Annotated in this window: 14 protein-coding genes; 5 read left to right on the top strand and 9 right to left on the bottom strand. The window is 64.4% G+C overall.

Annotation, left to right across the window (positions count from 1 at the left end; all coding sequences use genetic code 11):
• Positions 1-50: 50 nt before the first annotated feature.
• Entirely contained in the window at positions 51-860 is an 810-nt protein-coding gene (gene fdhD / locus ACXZ1M_RS23645; protein WP_459050047.1) for a formate dehydrogenase accessory sulfurtransferase FdhD, read from the top strand.
• A 138-nt stretch (positions 861-998) separates the two neighbouring features.
• Positions 999-3626 (top strand): hypothetical protein, encoded by a 2628-nt coding sequence (locus tag ACXZ1M_RS23650; RefSeq protein WP_459050048.1) that lies wholly within the window; start codon positions 999-1001, stop codon positions 3624-3626.
• On the opposite strand, the gene ACXZ1M_RS23655 is transcribed toward ACXZ1M_RS23650, so the two are convergent.
• Positions 3623-5944, bottom strand: a complete 2322-nt coding sequence (locus tag ACXZ1M_RS23655; protein WP_459050049.1) for an FdhF/YdeP family oxidoreductase — start codon at positions 5942-5944, stop codon at positions 3623-3625. The two genes, ACXZ1M_RS23650 and ACXZ1M_RS23655, sit on opposite strands and share 4 nt — an antisense overlap.
• Positions 5945-6004: 60 nt before the next feature.
• Here ACXZ1M_RS23655 and ACXZ1M_RS23660 point away from each other — a divergent pair, with 60 nt between their 5' ends.
• Together ACXZ1M_RS23660 and ACXZ1M_RS23665 are read left to right on the top strand one after the other, a co-directional pair.
• Positions 6005-6241 (top strand): helix-turn-helix domain-containing protein, encoded by a 237-nt coding sequence (locus ACXZ1M_RS23660; RefSeq protein WP_459050050.1) that lies wholly within the window; start codon positions 6005-6007, stop codon positions 6239-6241.
• A gap of 46 nt (positions 6242-6287) precedes the next feature.
• Positions 6288-7994 (top strand): putative bifunctional diguanylate cyclase/phosphodiesterase, encoded by a 1707-nt coding sequence (locus ACXZ1M_RS23665; protein WP_459050051.1) that lies wholly within the window; start codon positions 6288-6290, stop codon positions 7992-7994.
• A 6-nt stretch (positions 7995-8000) separates the two neighbouring features.
• Here the strand turns inward: ACXZ1M_RS23665 and ACXZ1M_RS23670 are convergent, their stop codons facing one another.
• Both ACXZ1M_RS23670 and ACXZ1M_RS23675 read right to left on the bottom strand, forming a co-directional pair.
• On the bottom strand, positions 8001-9173 hold the full coding sequence (locus ACXZ1M_RS23670) for a DUF1501 domain-containing protein (protein WP_459050052.1): 1173 nt from the start codon (positions 9171-9173) through the stop codon (positions 8001-8003).
• 10 nt (positions 9174-9183) lie between these two features.
• Positions 9184-10710, bottom strand: a complete 1527-nt coding sequence (locus tag ACXZ1M_RS23675; protein WP_459050053.1) for a DUF1800 domain-containing protein — start codon at positions 10708-10710, stop codon at positions 9184-9186.
• A 113-nt stretch (positions 10711-10823) separates the two neighbouring features.
• On the opposite strand from ACXZ1M_RS23675, the gene ACXZ1M_RS23680 reads away from it, so the two are divergent.
• Complete coding sequence (locus tag ACXZ1M_RS23680; RefSeq protein WP_459050054.1) at positions 10824-11426, top strand: YdeI/OmpD-associated family protein; 603 nt, start codon at positions 10824-10826, stop codon at positions 11424-11426.
• Between the two features lie 101 nt (positions 11427-11527).
• Here the strand turns inward: ACXZ1M_RS23680 and ACXZ1M_RS23685 are convergent, their stop codons facing one another.
• The 6 genes from ACXZ1M_RS23685 to ACXZ1M_RS23710 all read right to left on the bottom strand — a co-directional run bounded on the left by ACXZ1M_RS23685 (position 11528) and on the right by ACXZ1M_RS23710 (position 16013).
• Entirely contained in the window at positions 11528-11815 is a 288-nt protein-coding gene (locus ACXZ1M_RS23685) for a hypothetical protein (RefSeq protein WP_008447145.1), read from the bottom strand.
• A gap of 180 nt (positions 11816-11995) precedes the next feature.
• Positions 11996-12673 carry an ABC transporter ATP-binding protein gene (locus tag ACXZ1M_RS23690; protein ID WP_459050055.1) on the bottom strand — a complete coding sequence of 226 codons (678 nt, stop codon included), beginning with the start codon at positions 12671-12673 and terminating at the stop codon, positions 11996-11998.
• Positions 12673-13479, bottom strand: a complete 807-nt coding sequence (gene phnE / locus ACXZ1M_RS23695; protein WP_459050056.1) for a phosphonate ABC transporter, permease protein PhnE — start codon at positions 13477-13479, stop codon at positions 12673-12675. The genes ACXZ1M_RS23690 and phnE overlap by 1 nt, the downstream gene beginning before the upstream one ends.
• Complete coding sequence (locus tag ACXZ1M_RS23700) at positions 13476-14324, bottom strand: PhnE/PtxC family ABC transporter permease (RefSeq protein ID WP_459050057.1); 849 nt, start codon at positions 14322-14324, stop codon at positions 13476-13478. The genes phnE and ACXZ1M_RS23700 overlap by 4 nt, the downstream gene beginning before the upstream one ends.
• A complete protein-coding gene (locus tag ACXZ1M_RS23705) occupies positions 14321-15139 on the bottom strand; it encodes a phosphonate ABC transporter ATP-binding protein (protein ID WP_459050058.1) in 819 nt (272 codons plus the stop codon). The genes ACXZ1M_RS23700 and ACXZ1M_RS23705 overlap by 4 nt, the downstream gene beginning before the upstream one ends.
• A 13-nt stretch (positions 15140-15152) precedes the next feature.
• Positions 15153-16013: a putative selenate ABC transporter substrate-binding protein gene (locus ACXZ1M_RS23710; protein WP_459050059.1), complete on the bottom strand. Its 861-nt coding sequence runs from the start codon at positions 16011-16013 to the stop codon at positions 15153-15155.
• Positions 16014-16127: the final 114 nt, after the last annotated feature.

Consider the following 16127-nt stretch of genomic DNA (forward strand, 5'->3'; position numbering starts at 1 on the left):
TTGCCCGGCCCCGTGTAGAATAAGTCGTTGTGCTTATTTCGCGGGGCAGTATGAAGCTGGATCTGGAGTCGGACCAAGCGGGGTTTCAGGAACGCCCGGCCACGCGCCATCGCGGCGCGGATGCCGTTCGCACCACCGACCGCGTCATCGAGGAAGTCCCGGTGGCGCTGGTTTTCAATGGCATCTCGCATGCCGTCATGATGGTCACGCCGCGTGACCTGCAACCGTTCGCCATGGGCTTCGCCCTGACCGAAGGGTTGGTCGCCAAGGCCGCCGACATTTTCGACATCGAAGTGCGCCAGCATGCGCGCAGCTTCGAGATCGACATCACCATCGCCAGCGAGGACTTCGTGCAGCTCAAGCAGCAGCGCCGGTCGATGGCGGGCCGCAGCGGCTGCGGCGTGTGCGGCATCGAAAGCCTGGAGCTACTGGATTTGCAACCGGAGCGCATCGCCGCCGCCGCATTGCACGGCGAAGGCGCGCTGCAACCGGCGATCACCCGCGCGGCGGCGGAACTCGGCCAGCATCAGCATTTGATGCGCGCCACCGGCGGCGTGCACGCGGCGGCATGGTGCGATGCCGGCGGCGCCGTGCTTCGCGTATGCGAAGACGTCGGCCGCCACAACGCCCTTGATAAGCTGATAGGCCACCTGGCGCTGGAAGGCGTAGACATGCCAAACGGCTTCGTCTTCATGTCCAGCCGCGCCAGCTATGAACTGGTGCGCAAGGCCGCGCGCATGAACATCCCCATGCTGGCGACCATCTCCGCCCCGAGCACGCTGGCGATCGACATCGCCGCCGAAGCGGGCATCAAGCTGGTAAGCTTTTGCCGCCACGACGGCTGCGTTGAATACACCTGATTCGCGTCTGCCGCAATCGGGCTCTCTCTGAATTGCCGCTGGTAAGGTAAAATTGTCTTTTTAAGAATTTCTAGAGAGAACTGATTGTTTAACTATAAGAATAACCGATTGTCGCTTGCGGCAGCTTTGGGCCTGTCATTGTTGCTTACCGCGTGCGGCGGCGGCGGCGGCGGCACCAGTGCCGGCGCTCCGTCCAGCGTCCCTACACCGACGCCCGATCCCTCGCCGGGATTTTCGGTCAGTATCGACCGCACCCAGTTGCGCTTCGCCGGCGATGAAGGCAGCGTGCTCGCGCCTCAGGTCATATTGGGCACCGGCAGCGGCACCAATGTTCCGACCACGGCTTATTTCGGCGGCCAGGATCTCGGCACCGCCATCGACCGGGTGGAGGCCCGTATCAACGGTACGCAAGCGCAGTTTTATGTGTACCCGAAAATGCAGCTGGCGGCGGGCGAGTACGCCGGCACGCTGAAACTGATGATGTGCGCCGATACGCAGTGCGCCCAGCACTTCAAAGGTTCACCGGTCGAGGTCGCGTATACGATCAGCATCAGCAAGGGTTTGAAGGTCACGCCGCTTGGCCTGGATTTGCGGGCGTTGGGCGGCGCCACAGCCTCCGCCGCAGTGGCGGTGCAGTTGCCGACCGGTGCCAGCAGTTTCTCCGTCACCAGCAGCGTGCCCTGGCTGCAGGCCAAGAATATCACCGCCAGCGGCATGACGGTGGTCGCTTCGTCCAAGGCGCCGGGCAATTATTCCGGCGTGTTGATGATCAATGCGGGGGAGCGCCAGACTTCGCTGGCGGTCAACTATGTGGTCAGCGCCGATCCGGCCTCCGTGACCAGCATTACCCCAGAGCGCGCCAGCCTGGACTTTTCCGCACCCACCGGTTATGCCAGCGGCGCCCAGCAGTTGAAGGTGACGCTGCCGCCGTGGGCGCAGGCCCTGGGCAATAGCGTACGCTATCAGTACGGCGGCGATGGCGATTGGCTGGCGGTCACGCCAGGCGCGGGCGGCAGCTTGAATCTGGTGGCTTCCGCAGCCAAGCTCAGTCCCGGCATTTACCGCGCCGACGTGGTGCTGAGCGGCGGCCCCGAGGTGTTGTCAGTCAGCGTGCCGGTCACGCTGAATGTGTTGCCGGCTGACTGGAGTATCAGCGGCGCCGCCACGCTCACGGTTGACGCGGCCAGCACCGCAGGCAGCCTAAGCGGGCAGATCAGCATCGACATCCCGAATCTGCCGGTGCAGGGTTGGCAGGCCAGCAGCAATGCCAGCTGGCTGGTGTTGTCGCGCAATAGCGGCTCGTTGCGCACCGATAAATTGGGCTTGTCCGTGAATGTACCGGAAATGCTGAAGCTGGCCAACAACCAGTTGCACGCGGCCGACATCACTGTCAGCCTGGCCAGCGGCGTCACGGCGGCGACGAAATTCACGGTCACGCTGAACAAGAAGCTGCCCGAGCTGAATTACATCAGCCCCCATACCCGGCTTCCCGGCGAGTCCGGCAAATACATCGTGCGCGGACGCGGCTTCGATGCGATTGCGGATTTGCGCCAGGTGCTGCAAGTGACCGGCACCACGCCCACCGCGATCGTGCGCGTCAACGATACGCAGTTCGAGCTGACCTTGCCGGCGGCGACCGGCACCGCCTCCGTGGCTTTGTCGAATGGCCTCGGGGCCTCATCCGGGACGCTGATTCTGAAGACCCTGTCGCAACCGGCGATCGGCTACGCGGCGGTGGCCGCGCAAGGCAGCAAAGGCGGCATAGTGTTCGATCCCGAGCGGCAGGCCCTGTACACGGTCAATAAAACCTTGGGTTCGCTGATGCGCTTCAGCAAATCCGTCACGGGCTGGGATGTCAGCAGCGTTCCGGTGACGAGCGCCGACGCGGTAGCGATGTCGCCCGATGGCAAGAGCCTGGTGGTGACCGTCACGACCGGCCATATCAAGCTGTTCGATCCGGCCACGCTGGCCGAACAGGGCAGCTTTAAAGCCGGCTACGTGGATGGCGACACGCTCAACAACCTGCCGCGCATTGCGGTGCGCAACGACGGTAAAGTGCTATTCAACGGCTCGTCCGGCGTGCAGGACGATGGCGGCTATATGGCGTATTTCGACCTGTCCACGCGTCGTTTCGGCAACATCGGCGGCGCCTTCAACTTCGGTTGGGCGGTGGCCTCCGGTGATGGATCGCACATCAATATCGTGCAATCGGCAAGCTATTCGCCGGCGCCGCCGATGGTGTCGCTGGACAGTAACGACCTGGCGTCCAAGGTCGCCCCCGGCGGCCTGAACTTCTGGTACGAGGCCGCCCAAAGCCTGCGTGGCGAGCGTTTTGCGGAAGGCACATATATCGTATGGGACCGCGACTTCAATATGATCGGCAAAGTGGCGATTCCGGACCGCGAGTATTTCGGCCGCACGCCGATATTCTCGCCCGATGGTAAGCGCCTGTACGTGATGGCTTACGACAGCTCCGGCCTGTATGCCACTTCGACCAGCAAGCCGCGCGTTTATGTGTTCGACAGCAGCACGCGCATGGTGACCAGCACCGACCTTCCGCTGCTGGGTTCTTTCGATTTGCAGGACTATCCGACCTGCAAGACCAGCGACTATGGATGCGATACGCGCGCGCTGGGCACCATCAGCCCGGACGGCAAGACCCTGTTCTTGCTGGGCGACAGCGCCATGCTGGCGGTACCTATCCCAGCCGTTTCAGGCGCCAAGGCGCAGCTGATGCGGCGCCTCGTGCTGCCCGCACCGCACTAGGCGGCGGTACTGCTGGAGCGTTCATGACGTTCCAGCAGCACCGGGATCGATTTGGAGGTTGGCGTGCCGGCGCCGTCGGCGGTGCTGTGCAGCGGCACCAGGCCGTTGGTCTCGGGGAAGTAGGCGCCCAGGCAGCCGCGCGGGATGTCGTATTCCACCAGCAGGAAGCGCTCGGCGCGGCGCGTGACGTTGTCGTCCCAGACGCTGACCATGTCCACGTGCTCGCCGTTCTTCAACCCCAGCATCGCCAGGTCTGCCTTGTTGATGAAGACCACGCGGCGCAGGCCGAACACGCCGCGATAGCGGTCGTCCAGGCCGTAGATGGTGGTGTTGTACTGGTCGTGCGAACGCGCCGTCATCAGCACCATCAGGCGCTCGCCGTGCAGCGCGCGGGCGCGGTGGATCGGCGTGTCCAGGTCCACCTTATGCGGCACGAACTGCGCGCGGCCGCTGGCGGTGCGCCATTCACGTTCGCGCGAGGCGACCCGCAGATGGAAGCCGCCCGGATGCGCAAGCCGCGCGTTGAAGTCGTGGAAGTCGTCGAACACCTGTTCGATCATTTCGCGGATGGACGCATAGTCGGTGCCGCGCGCCAGCCAGTCCACCTTGTCGCTGCCCAGCGTGGCGTGGGCCAGCCGCGCCACGATCGCGGTTTCCGACAGTAGCTTGTCCGAGGCCGGCTTGTTCATGCCGAAGGACAGGTGCACCATGCTCATCGAGTCTTCCACCGTCACGCCTTGCGGCACGCCGTTCTGCAGGTCGATCTCGGTGCGGCCCAGCGTCGGCAGGATCAGCGCCTGCTTGCCCGTCACCAGATGGCTGCGATTGAGCTTAGTGGCCACGTGCACCGTCAAGTCGCACTTGCGCAGCGCTTCGAAGGTGAGCGGCGTGTCCGGCGTGGCCATGGCGAAGTTGCCGCCCATGGCGAAGAACACTTTCACGCGCCCGTCCAGCATGGCCTGGATGCTGTCGACCGTGTCCAGTCCATGTTCGCGCGGCGGCTCGAACTTGAATACTTTTTGCAGGCGGTCGAGGAAGGCCGGCGTCGGCTTTTCCTCGATGCCCATGGTGCGGTCGCCCTGCACGTTGGAGTGGCCGCGCACCGGGCACAGGCCGGCGCCGAGGCGGCCGATCTGCCCGCGCATCATCATCAGGTTGGACAGCATCTGGATGGTCGCCACCGCGCCTTTGTGCTGGGTCAGGCCCATGCCCCAGGTGCAGATGACGTTCTTGCCCTGGATGTAGATGTCGGTGAGCTGCTCGATCTGCGCGCGCGGCACGCCGGATTCGGCCAGCAGTACGTCCCAGCTCTCGGCGCGCAGGTCTTGTTCGAAGGCGGCGTAGCCGCTGGTGTGGCGCTCGATGAAGTCGCGGTCCAGCAGGCTGGCCTGGCCGGCGGCCTGCGCGTCGTCGTCGCGTTCCACCAGGCGCTTGGCGATGGCCTTGATCAGCGCGAAGTCACCCGCCAGCTTGGGCTGGATGAACAGGGTGCTGATGACGGTGCTGGCGCCGGTCAGCATTTCCAGCGCGTGGGCCGGGCTGGTGAAGCGTTCCAGGCCGCGTTCGCGCAGCGGGTTGATAGAGACGATCGTCGCACCGCGCTTGGCGCAGTCGCGCAGTTCGCCCATCATGCGCGGGTGGTTGGTGGCCGGGTTCTGGCCGAAGATCAGCAGCGTGTCGGCGTGTTCGAAGTCCTGCAGCGTGACCGTGCCCTTGCCGATGCCCACCGTGCCCGGCAGGCCGCGGCTGGTCGGCTCGTGGCACATGTTCGAGCAGTCCGGGAAGTTGTTGGTGCCATACATGCGCGCGAACAGCTGGAACAGGAAGGCCGCTTCGTTGCCGGTGCGGCCGGAGGTGTAGAAGGTGGCCTGGTCCGGATGCGGCAGGGACTTCAGGTGGGCCGCCATTAGCGCGAAGGCGTCGTCCCAGCCGATGGGCAGGTATTTGTCGCTGGCGGCGTCGTAGGCCATGGGATCGGTCAGGCGGCCGTGCTGTTCCAGTTCGTAGTCCGATTGCGCCAGCAGTTCGGTGACGGTGTGGGCGGCGAAAAATTCCGGCCGCACGCGCTTGCTGGTGGCTTCGGCCGCCACCGCCTTGACGCCGTTTTCGCAGAACTCGAAGGTGGACGCGTGTTCGCGGTCCGGCCAGGCGCAGCCCGGGCAGTCGAAGCCGTCCGGCTGGTTTTGCTTGAGCAGGGTCTTGTAGTTGCCGCCGGCCACGCGCTCGCGCACCAGGTTGATGGCCACCTGTTTCAACGCCCCCCAGCCGGCGGCCGGATGGGTGTAAGGTTCGATGTGGCCTTCGGGCTTTTTGTTCATGTTGCGGTCCAGTAATATTTTCTGCGAGTATATTGTATTTTTAGTTTAAGGGTCTTTGCGATGGTTGATGAACTGATTGTGGCCTTATGGCGCCTGGAGGCCGAGCGGCCCGACAAGCCTTGCTCGCTGGCCAGGCTGAGCAAACAGGCCGGCCTGCCCATGAGCGTGCTGCGCCGCCAACTGACGCTGCTGGAGGAGGCCGGCCTGGTGACGCTGGAGCTCGACGACGGCGGCATCACCGGCACCGTCCATTTTAGTCCGGACGGACGGGCGCTGGCGGCCGATATGATGGGTTGAACTTGGGACCGGGGTGGCGGTCCAACCTGTTTTGAGATATCGAGCCATGACGCCACCACTTGGAACCGTGATTGCCCCAGAAATTAGCCCCGAACTGCTGCTGCGGCAGATATACCTGAACGTGCAGGACTTCGCGATTTTTACCATCGGAACCGATAGCCGGGTCACCAGCTGGAATCTGGGGGCCGAGCTTATCTTCGGCTATGGGCCGGAGGAGATGATAGGCCAGGGCATGGAGCGCCTGTTTACCATCGACGACCGGCTGGCCGGCGAGCACCTGGTGGAAATGTCCACCGCGCAGCGCTGGGACCGCGCCGCCGATTACCGATGGCACCTGCGCAAGGACCATTCGCGCTTCTGGGCCGACGGCGTGCTGACGCCGATCCGCGACGGCCAACAGCAACCGGTCGGCTACCTGAAGATCCTGCGCGACGTCACCGACCGCAAGCTGGCGCAGGACGAGATCCGCCGCCTGGCCACCATCGACGTGCTGACCGGCCTGTCCAACCGCGCCGCCTTCGATGCGCGCCGTTCCGAGATGGTGGCGCTGGCCGAGCGCACCGGCCAGCTGCTGCTGTTGCTGATGATCGATCTCGACCAGTTCAAGGAAGTCAACGACGTGCTGGGCCACCAGGCCGGCGACCTGCTGCTGCAGCAGACCGCGCAGCGCATCCGCGCCGCCAGCCGCGAGAGCGATTTCGTGGCCCGGCTGGGCGGCGACGAGTTCGCGCTGCTGCAGCTGTATGCGCCGTCGCCGGCCGACGGCGGCGTGCTGGCCGAGAAGCTGCTGGCCGAGCTGGCGCGGCCGTTCAAGCTGGGTGAGCGCGAGGTCAAGATCAGCGCCAGCATCGGCATCGCCGTCTGCCCGGTCGACGCCAACGCGCCCGACAGCCTGTTGAAGAAAGCCGACCTGGCCCTGTACCACGCCAAGAACGCCGGCCGCAATTGCTATCACTACTACACCGAAGAGCTGGACATGATCGCGCACCGCAAGAATGCCGACCATGCCGAGTTGAAGCGCATCCTGATGAGCGATACCTTCTACCTGGCCTACCAGCCCATCGTCGACGACCACGGCCACACGGTGGCGATGGAGGCCTTGCTGCGGCTGCCGGACGAACTGGGGCAGCAACCCATCGAATACGTCATCGGCCTGGCGCGCGAGACCGGGCTGTTGCCCCAGCTGGGGCAGGCCATCTTCCTGAAGATCTGCGAGCAGATGGAGCGCTGGCTGGCGGTGGGCGTGCGCGGGCTGCGCATCTGCGTCAATTCCTGCGCCAACGAGCTGCAGGATGCGAGCTATCTGGCGCATTTGCAAAGCGGCCTGGCCGAGCATGGCCTGACGCCGGCGATGGTGGAGATCGAGCTGACCGAACGCGACGCCATCGAGCTGGAACGCAGCGGCAGCAACGTGGTGGACCAACTGCGCGAGCAGGGCTTCCGGCTGTCGCTGGACGACTTCGGCACCGGTTATTCCTCGCTCAGTTATCTGCGCACGCTGCGCGTCAACACCATCAAGCTGGACAAGAGCTTCCTGAACGATGTGCCCGATCACGGCGATGCCGACGCGGTGGTGCGCACGGTGGTGCAGCTGGCGCAGGACCTGCGCCTGAATGTGATTGCCGAAGGAGTGGAGAGCGCGGCGCAGGCTGAGTTCCTCAACCAGGCTGGTTGCGCCGTGTTCCAGGGATTCCTGTACTCGCGGCCCTTGTCGGTGGATGACGCCACCGACTGGCTACTGACGCACGCTTAACGCGGCTTACACCAGGCCGAGGTCGCGGCCCTTGGTGCCGAAGATGCTTTCCACCTGGCCGGCGTTCAGGCCGTACATGCGCGCCAGCAGGCCGCCGAACATGGCGCGGTATTCGTTGAGCACCGGGTAGTCGCGGTTCTGGAACAGCGTGGCCTGTTCCAGCCGCACCTGTTCGCCCAGTACCTTGCCGCCGTTGATGCCGCCGCCCAGCACCCAGTACACGCTGCCGTGGCCGTGGTCGGTGCCGCGATTGCCGTTCTCGCGGAAGGTGCGGCCGAATTCGCTGACCACGATTACCACCGTGTCTTTCCAGTCCGGTCCCATCTCCTGCGCGAAGCCGGACAGGCCGCGTCCGAGTTCTTCCAGCCGGTTGGCCAGGTAGCCGCTGGCGTTGCCCTGGCCGACGTGGGTGTCCCAGCCGCCGACGTCGATGAAGCCGATGTTGTAGCGCTCCTTCATCACCTTGGCGATGCGGCGCGCTTCCAGCTCGAAGCCCTTGGCGGTGATGGCGTTGCGGTTGGCGGCGTCCATCTCGCCGATCATTTCCTTCATCACGTCTTCGCGCACGGTGAAGCCGTCGCGCACCGGCTGCGCCAGCGCCGTGCCCTCGTACATGGCGGCGATCAGCTTGGCCTGGCGCGCGTCGATGGCCGGCTTGGCGACGTTGCGCAGCGCCGTGTTGGGCACTTGCAGGCCGCCCTGCATGATCAGCGGCAGCTGGTCGGTGAAGGCGATGGGGTTGGCGCGGTCGGTGTTCAGCGTGGCCGCCAGGCGGTTGAGGAAGCCGGAGCGGAAGTCGCGCTTGCGGTCCAGGGCCTGGCCCAGTTCGATGCTGTCCTGCGTTTCGAAGTGGCTGCGCGACAGGTCCTCGGTGCCGGCGAACGGCACGAAGGCGGCCTGGCCGGCGGTGAACAGCGGGTGGATGGTGTCGCGCAGGGCCGGGTGCAGGCCCCAGTCGGCGTCGATCGGCAGCGCGGTCGCCTTGGGGATGGCGATGTTGGGCCGCACCTCGTAGTAATACTGGCTGGAGATGGGCGCCAGCAGGCTGGCGGCGTCGTAGCCGCCGCGCATGAAGACGAACAGCAGGCGCGTCTTGCTGGCCGGCGCGGCCCAGAGCTGGCCGGCCATGGCGGCGGCGGGCAGGGCGGTCAGTGACTTGAGCAGGGTGCGGCGTTGCATGGGGTTTCTCCTAGCGGTGCATCAGTTCCGGCGAGGACAGGAACAGCGTGTTCCATTCCTGCGGCGAGGTGGCCTGTGCCAGCGCCTGTTGCGTGGCCGACGCCAGGGAGGCTTTCAGCGATTGGTAGTACAGCGCGTTGGCCAATTGCGGGAAGGCCGGGCGCTCCTGCGGCTGCGCGCCTTCGCTCTTGAACAGGCCGGCCGCGCCGCCGCCGATGGCCTTGGCGATCTCGAAGCGCGTGGTCATCTGGCCCGGGCTGGCCCAGCCCGATTGCGTGAGCGCATAGCCGTCCGGCGTCTGGCGGCCGTACAGCGGTTCGGCCATGCGGTTCAGCCAATTGAGCATCGGTCCCGTGTTGAGGATGATGTTGTCGTCGTAGGTCAGGCGCACGGCGGCCACCACGTAGTGCACCGGGTCCTTGAACTTGCGGCCCAGCGATTGCGTGAATTCGGTCGAGGTAAACATCACGCGCAGCACGGCGGCGATGTCGCCGTCGCTGGACTGGAAGCGCGCGGCCATGCGCTCCACCAGTTGCGGCGGCGGTTCGTCGGCCACGAAGTAGACCGCCAGCTTGCGGCTGACGTAGCGCGCGGTGGAAGGGTGGCGGCACAGGCGGTTGAGCGCTTCGTCGACTTCGGCCAGGCCGCGTCCTTTCACGGGCTGACCGAGGAAGACCTTGTCGCCGTAGTCGTGGCGGTTGGGATTGAATTCGAACAAGCCATCGCGCCGGTACTGGTCCAGCTTGTCCCTGCGGACGTTGGGCGTCTTGTCGCCGAGGTTGACGCCGACGCCGGTGAGGATGCGCGCCAGCTGCTGCACGTCGGCCTGGCTGTAGCCGCCATCCACGCCCAGCGTGTGCAGCTCCATGATCTCGCGCGCGTAGTTTTCGTTGAGGCGGTTGGCGGCGTTCTGTTCGTTGTCCAGGTAGCGGATCATGGCCGGGTGGCGCAGCGTCGCCGACAGCAGGTCGCGGAACTTGCCCAGCGCGTGCGGGCGGATCGCCTGTTCTTCATAGTCGCCCACCATTGCGCGCAGGTTGCTCTTGCCTTGGTGGACGTTGAAGTGGTTCAGCCAGAACCAGGTCATCTGCTCCTGCAACTGGTTGGGCGAGTAGAGGTTGCGCAGCAGCGAGCGGGTGGCGGCTTCCTTCGCCAGGCGGCCGAGTTCCTGCTGGTAGGCGCGTTGCGCGGCTTTCTTGGCGTCGTCGTCGGCCACGGTCTTGTCGGATTCGCGGCGCTGGTCCTCCATCTGCCGTACCAGTTGCGGCAACGGCGTCTGCGCGATGGTCATGGCGTCGATCTGCGCCTGCGCGGCGGCCGGCAACACGGCGGGGGCGGGATGCAGCTGCTGATCCAGCCACGCTGTGTAACCCATCTTCTCGGCCTGTTGGTAGGTGCTCTGGTTGACGCCCCAGCTGATGCGGTTCAAGGCGCTGCTCAGGGCCGCAGGGTCGGCCGGCGGCGGTGGCGTGGTGGCGCAGCCGCTGAGCAGCAGGAGCGGCAGGGCGATACGGCGGGCGAGGTGTCGGGTATCCATAGCCGGAGCATATGCCAGATTGCCCGGTTTGGTATATCGACTATATGTATCGTGCAACGAAATGTTACAAACGTCTACAATAGCTGGCGTACTATTTTTTAGCGAGAACAGACATGCCCACCATCGATCCGCGCGTTGACGCCTACATCGCCAAATCCGCCGACTTCGCGCAGCCCATCCTGGAGCACCTGCGCGCCGTGGTGCACGCCACTTGTCCCGAGGTGGAAGAGACCATGAAGTGGAGCTTCCCGCACTTTATGTACAAGGGCATGATGTGCAGCATGGCGTCGTTTAAGGCGCATTGCGCCTTCGGCTTCTGGAAGGCCGAGCTGCTGATGGCGGACGATGAGGTCAAGCGCGAGGCCATGGGGCACTTCGGCCGCATCACGTCGATCAAGGATCTGCCGGCGAAGAAGGTGCTGGCCGGGTACATCAAGCAGGCGATGAAGCTCAATGACGACGGCGTCGCCGCACCGGCGCGCGCGAAGCCGGCCACGCCGCGCGCGCTGGAGATTCCGGATGATCTGAACGCCGCGCTGGACGCCGTGCCGGCCGCGCGCGAACACTTCGACGCGTTCAGCCCAAGCAAGCAGCGTGACTACGCCGAGTGGCTGAGCGAAGCCAAGACCGATGCGACGCGCGCGCGCAGGCGCGAGCAAGCCGTCGAATGGATCGCTGAGGGCAAGTCGAGAAATTGGAAATACGAGAAATGCTAAGAGGGATAGCGATCAGCGGGGTTTGGGCTGGACGCTAAAGCGCTTAAGTGGCGCCGGATACCGCATGCCGGCGCCGGCATGGCATGACTGATGTAGCACTATCAATGCATCGACGCGGTGGACAGATCTTTCAGCTCGCGAATGCTGATATCTGATTTTTCATGCATGCGCAGCAGGATCGTCGCACCAACCGCCAGCTTCCGGTGCCGGATCTTGCTGATGATCGGTGGCTGAACTTCCAGCACCCGACACAACTCTGCATCGTTCTTCAGATTCATTTTTTCAATCAAAGTGTCAAGAAGCTTGTTTGGGACAAAACTGGATGGCTCCAGGGCCCGCGCACGATTCATGGCTTCGATCAGCTCAAGCTTTTTTTGCCGAACGTTCATGGTTTGCTCCTCCTTTGCTCTAAACGTTAAATTGACTACGTTTCCTGGCAAGGCTAGCGCCCACATTTTTAGGTCCTGAATGTGGTACGCGACTCAACATTCTTAATAACCATGCAAGTTATTTTCAATAATACTACGGTTAAAAAAAAAGTGCAGGGTTTGACAATTAAATTATCTTGTTTATTGCGCAAACGGGTTGACGATTGTTGTTTCTTGTAGCCCGTTCTTCGATAAATGTAGGATTTTGTCTGTCTTTTTGGCAGCAAGTTGCGAATGTGTCACCATGATGGCGCTTGCACCGGTGGCTTTAATTTCGCGCTGCAACAGTGTGAGGATGGCGTCGGCGGTATCCGGATCGAGGTTACCGGTAGGCTCATCGGCAAGCACCAGGGCCGGACGGTGCACCAGGGCGCGGGCGATGGCCACGCGTTGCATTTGCCCGCCGGAAATTTGATGGGGGAAGTCGTGCCCACGGCCGCCCAGGCCGACTTCTTCCAGCATCTCGGCCGCGCGCTTGGTGGGCAAGCCGTTCAACAGCAGCGGCAGGGCGACGTTCTGCAGCAACGTTAAATGCGGCAGCACGTGGAAGGCCTGGAAGATGAAACCCATGCGCGCGCGCCGCAGCCTGGTGGCCGCGTCGTCGTCCAGGCCGGACATGGCGACGCCGTCGACGATGATGGGCGATTGGGCTGCGGGATCGGGCGTATCGAGGCCGGCGATGAGGTTCAGCAGCGTGGACTTGCCGACGCCAGAGTCGCCCATGATGGCGACGAATTCGCCGGCCTTGAAGTTCCACGACAGGCGGTCCAGCACCGGCCGGCCGCCATAGGATTTGGAGAGTTCGCGGAGTTCGAGCATTAGCGTGTGAGCGCGCGGCGCATGGCGAAGCTGATGCCATCGACCAGCGCCACCAGCAGCAGCATGGCGAGGATGACGGTGGCGGCCAGCGGCATCTGGAACAGCGACAGGTGGTATTTGAGCATCTGGCCCAAGCCGCCCGCGCCGACCACGCCGAGGATGGCGGCGGCGCGGATATTGTTCTCCCAGCGGTACAGCGTGTATGACATCATTTGCGGCAGCGTTTGCGGCAGGGTGGCGTAGAAGAAGGCGCTGACGGCGCCGGCGCCGTTGGTGCGCAGGCTTTGTTCCGGCAGCGGCGCGGCGTTTTCCAGCGAGTCGGCGAACAGGCGGCCCAGCACACCGGCCGTGTGCGCGGCCAGCGCCAGCGTGCCGCCCAGCGGCCCGAGGCCGGCGGCGATCAGCATGATGGAGGCCCACACCAGTTCCGGGATCGAACGCAGCACATTGAGCACTGCGCGCATGGCGGCGCGCGGCGCGGCGCCGAAGCGGCCCGAGGCCGGCAGCGAGAAGGCCAGGCCGAAGATCACGGCCAGCAGCGTGCCCAGGCCGGACATAGCCAGCGTTTCAAGCGCGGCCCAGAAGGTCTTGGTCAGGAAGGGCAGGCCGGTCTCCGGCGGCGCGAAGCCGGCCAGCAGTTCCAGCGTGCTGTTGACCGCTTCCATGGTGAAGAAGTCGCGCCATTTGAGCGGCAACGTGGCGAAGCTGGTGACGATCAGCACCGTCACCAGCAGCATCAGGATGCGCACGGTCCAGTCGCGGGCCGGCGGCTTGGGCATGTGGGCGGCGGATAGGTTCGATTTCATCCGAGGCGCCTCCGCAGCACTTTCGAGAACTGGTCGGCCAGCGCCACCAGCAGCACGAACACCAGCAGCATCGACGCCACTTCGGCGCCGGCCAGCATCTTCATCGATTCGTCCATGCGCTGACCGAGGCCGCCGGCGCCGACGAAGCCCATCACCACCGAGCCGCGTATCGCGCATTCCCAGCGGTAGACGGTGTAGGACATCAGTTCGGCGGCGGATTCCGGCAGCACGCCGTACAGCAGCGCGGATAAACGCCCGCTGCCGTTGGCCAGCAGCGTGTCGCTGGCGTGGGCGTCGGACGATTCGAGGATTTCGGCGTAGACCTTGCCCAGCATGCCGCAGTAGGTGAGGGCGATGGCCAGCACGCCGGCCGTGGGACCGAGGCCGATGATGCGCACGAACAGCAGCGCCCACACCAGTTCCGGCACCGAGCGCAGTATCACCAGCAGCCAGCGCATGCTCTGGCGCACGGCGCGCGCGGCCAGGCGCATGCGGCCGGTGCCCAGCGCGGAAATCGACAGTTGTTCGTTGATGATCAGCGTGGCGGGGATGGCGCCCAGCAGTGCCAGCGCCAGGCCGGCGGTGGCGATAGCGATGGTGTTCCAGGTTTCGCGCAGCAGCATCTCGAGGAATTCGGCGCTGTGGGCCGGCACCAGGAAGTCGGCCAGGAAGCGGCCGGTGGCGCTCAGGCTTTGCGCGTCGAGCAGGATCCACGGCGTGAATTCGCTGATAACCAGCACCGGCCACAGGATGACCAGCGCGGCCACGATGGCGAGGATGCGGCCGCGCAGGGCCGGATCGCGCCGGATGTTCGGAGCCACGGCGGCTGCGGCGGCAGTCTTCACAGGCAGGCGCCTACGCCAAGCTTGACCGCCATCAGTTCGTCGTGCGGCGGCGGACTGGCGGCCGGCTGCTCGCCCTGATACAGGGCGGCGATCATCTGCGGCGTGACCTGGTCGCGCGGCAGGTCGAATTCGATGCGGCCGTCGCGCAGGGCGACGATGCGCGGGAAGTGGCTCAGCGCCAGGTCCACCTGGTGCAGGCTGCAGATCAGGGTAGCGTTGCGGGCGGCGGCTTCTTCGCGCAGCGTGGTCAAGGTCAGTTCGGATAGCGCCGGGTCGAGCGCGGACAGCGGCTCGTCGACCAGCAGCGACTTGGCCGGCGACAGCAGCAGGCGCGCCAGGCCGCAGCGCTGGCGTTCGCCGCCGGACAGGCGGTCGACGCGGGAATACAGTTTGTCGCCCAGGTTGAAGCGCGACAGCGCCTGCCATGCGGCTTGCGGATCGGCGGGCTTGAACAGCGAGACCAGCGCGCGCCACGCGCTCCATTGCGGCAGGCGCGCGGCCAGCACCGCCGTCACCACGCGCTGGCGCGGCGGCAGCGGCGGCGTTTGCGGCGCCAGGAACAACTGCGCGCGCAGGCGATGGCGTTCGGCCTCACCGAGCGCCCAAGGGTCGACGCCGAAGGCCTGGAAGCTGCCTTCGGCCGGTTTGTGCGAGAGGGACAGGGTGGCCAGCAGCGTGGTCTTGCCGGCGCCGGAAGGGCCGATCAGGGCCAGTTGCTCGCCCTGATTGATGGTCAGGTTGATCGCATGCAGTGCAGGGGTAGACGGCGCGCTCAGATGGCGCACCGTCAGGTTTTGCAGTTGATAGTTCAACATTGAGGACGTCGAATTACTTCAGCAGGCCGGCATTCTTGGCTGCGGCTTCGATGTTCTTGTAGTTCTCGACTTTGGTCGGGATGAACTTGATGGTGCGCTGCAGGTCCATGATGACCTTATCTTCAGGCTTGGACGGGTCCAGGGCCAGGAAGGCGTCGGTCAGTTTTTTCTTCAGGTCGGCGTTCATGTCGGTGCGCACCGACCAGTTGTAGTCGTAGTAGCCTGGGGTGGTGTAGAACACGCGCACCACGGCTGGATCGACCTTTTTCGCTTCCAGCAGTTTTTCCCATACCGAGATATTCAGCGCGCCGGCATCGACCTTGCCGCCTGCGACGGCGGCCACGGTGGCGTCGTGCGCGCCGGAGAAGGCGATGCGTTTCAGGTCGGTGTCCGGATTGATCTTCGCTTGCAGCAGGTAGAAGCGCGGCATCAGGTGGCCCGAGGTCGAGGACTCGGAACCGAAGCTCAGGGTCTTGCCCTTCAGGTCATTCAGGCTATTGATGCTCTTGTTGGTGGTGACGAACACCGAGCGGAATTTCTCATCTTCTGTACGCTGCACCAGCGGCGTGATGGCGCCCTTGCTGCGGTCGTTCGCCTGCACGAAGGTGAAGCCGCCAAACCACACCATGTCGACTTTTTTGTTGATCAGGGCTTCGACCGACGCGGCGTAGTCGGTCACCGGCGTGAACTCGACCTTCATGCCGATCTTCTTTTCCAGGTACTCGCCCAACGGCTTGAACTTGCGCTGCAGTTCGGTCGGCGCTTCATCCGGGATGGCCGAGACGCGGAACACGTTGTCGGCGGACTGCGCGTGCGACCAGGAGGCTGCCAGCATCAGGCCGGCGGCCAGGACGGATTTGAAGGAGATTTTCATTGTATTTACCCTTGAGTGTGAAAAGACGCACGGAAGATTTGCCAACGCGCTGCAAAATGCATATTCAGCTATCATAGCAAAAATCACTATCCCCTCGCGGGGTGATCACCAAGA

It is taken from the genome of Duganella paludis (assembly GCF_054461335.1).